The organism is Chthonomonas sp. (assembly GCF_035294505.1).
GTDB lineage: Bacteria > Armatimonadota > Chthonomonadetes > Chthonomonadales > Chthonomonadaceae > Chthonomonas.
This window is the reverse complement of the sequence record NZ_DATGKU010000252.1, coordinates 1-2346: the sequence shown is the minus strand read 5'-3', so window position 1 is coordinate 2346 and position 2346 is coordinate 1. Positions and strand designations below refer to the sequence as shown.

At 53.0% G+C, this 2346-nt stretch carries 2 protein-coding genes; both read right to left on the bottom strand.

Features of this window, described 5'->3' with window-relative positions:
- A partial coding sequence (locus VKV18_RS15100) for a choice-of-anchor tandem repeat GloVer-containing protein (protein WP_324205011.1) occupies positions 1-1707 on the bottom strand: 1707 nt, incomplete at its 3' end.
- Between the two features lie 102 nt (positions 1708-1809).
- Positions 1810-2346 (bottom strand): choice-of-anchor tandem repeat GloVer-containing protein (locus tag VKV18_RS15095; protein WP_324205010.1); only part of this gene is annotated, 537 nt, incomplete at its 5' end.

The window sequence follows — 2346 nt, the reverse complement described above, 5'->3', positions numbered from 1 at the left end:
CCCCTCTACCAACTCCACCAACAACGGATAGGCTCCATCCTTCCCCCCAAACGAATGCAACACCTGAAAGCCGGTTCCATCCTCTCTTATCCGATACACCACCCCCTTACCGTACAGCCCTCCTTCATCCGTCACTCCGTAGAGCCATCCGTCTTTGGAGGGGAGGACACCGGCATAGGGCAGGGCGCCATCGGGGCCGGAGAAGGCATGAAGGAGGTGGAAGTGGGAGCCATCGGGGGCAAGGGTGAAGAGGGTGCCGTCGCAAGCAGGTCCTCCTGTGGAGGTGGTGCCGAAGAGGTTTTGGTGAGCATCTTGAGCGAGGGGAGCGAAGGGGAAGGCTCCGTCTTGGTTGGAGAAGTCGGGTTGGAGGGGAGCAAAGGAATGAAGGATGCGAAAGCCGGTGCCGTTGGGAGAGAGCCTATAAAGCGCCCCTACTCCGTCATGGCCATGCAGAGCCACCGCTCCATATAAAGCTGGTTCTACTCCAATGCAAAGCGAAGGAAGAGAAAAATACCAAACCGGTGTATTGATGAGATAGTCTGGAAACTCAGAGTTAAAGGTAAGTCTCGATTGAGGAAACGGGGGTTCAAGCTGCAAGCTGGAAAGTAGAGGCCCTACGACAGGCCACACAGTGTGCAAGCTTTGTCCTGGAGGAAAATCGCAATCAAATTGAAGCATATACCCTCTTGGAAACCCTTCTGGGGTCACACGGCTCTGTGGAAGATAGAGGGTGAAAGAAAGAGAGGAAATGGGATACAACGGTTCTAAAAACCCATGAAGCCCCTGTTGGGTCTGAAACGGATAGCCGCATCCCCCATTACGAATGTCGGCGAGCCGAGAGATATCGTCTATTTCCACATGACAGCGAAGAAGTTTATCGGCGGCTTTGGAGGAGAGGGGCGCTAACCGGAAATCGAAATTTTTAATCCACCCCGAACCCTGCTCTTCCGCATCGGGGAAGACATGCCATCCAGGTGGTAACTTTAGGGAGATACGTTGGCCGAGGAGTAACGCTGAAGGTGGGAGCGAGTAGGTCAGGCCGCTTAGGGCACCCTTGGGGGAAGCCAAAACCCATGAAGGCGGCTTTGCTTCCTGTGTGCTGATTCGTATACTTCTTCCCAAAGCAAGAAGAAGATGCTCTTGAAGTGCGTTGAGGCGACGTTGCGGTTGGGCGGTATTTACCCCCAACAAAATCATAGTTCCATAGGTTCTATCGAGATTGATAGTAGCTCCCTGTGCAGGAGGGACATCGAGGCGTAGCAGACCTTCAAATCGCTGTGTCCCAACGATAAAACTTTCGGGTGACCACCATCCTTTCAACCCGGAAGTGGTGCGGAATGGTGCGCGTGGAGTGAAGTCGCCTAGGTCTTTGCCGTCCATCAGCCAATTCGATTGTACCCAGAGAGTGAGGCACTGCCTAGAGTGGTTCTTTGCCTCTAATACAAGAGTAAGTCCATTCATATCCCAAAAAGGGCTGTCACGGAGAAGACCCTCTTTGGAGATAGGGAGGGAACGTATTTCACGAGAATACCCCACCGTTGCTTTTAGCAGTTGCCAGCCCTTCGGAACGGAAAACACAAGCCGATGATTGTATAAAAGCGGCGTGGGAGGAGTGTAGTAAATTGGCCCCGCCTTCAAAGCCTTGGAAGGGCTAGGCCATAACAACAAGAGAGCCAGCCATACCCGTTGTGTTCCCCATCTGCTCATTGTAGTACCCCTTTCCATCCTTCAACACTTCAGCGCATTCTTACCGGCTTGCTTAGTTGACATCGAACACTACCGGTTCAATTTGATGCCTCCTCAGCCCGATCACCTCTCCGATACCTTCCTTAAACGCTTCCCAAACTCGTACACAACCCTAAAACCACTCCCATCCGCCCTTAGCCGATACACCACTCCCTGCCCACCAACGCCTCCACTCTCCGTTACCCCATATAACCACTCGCTGCCCAACAACACCAAGCTACCTAAACCCGTCCAACCCTCCCTATCTACCCCAAAACTATGCAACACCCTATAACCCTCCCCACCTACTCCCAACACAAACACACATCCCCCACCTAAACTCCCTCCCTCACTACATACCCCATACAACTTCTCACCCCATAACAACAATCTCCCCAAAGCATGAGAACCCTCCACACCACCCGTAAATGTGTGCAACACCCGGTAGCCACTCCCATCCTCCCTCACTCGAAACACCACTCCCATCCCATAACCACCACCCCCATACGTCTCCCCATATAACCAACCCCCTAAACCTAACACCAAACCACCATAAGGATGGCTCCCATCCCCATTCCGCCCCAAACCGTCCTCTGCACTAAACTCATGCAACACCCTGTA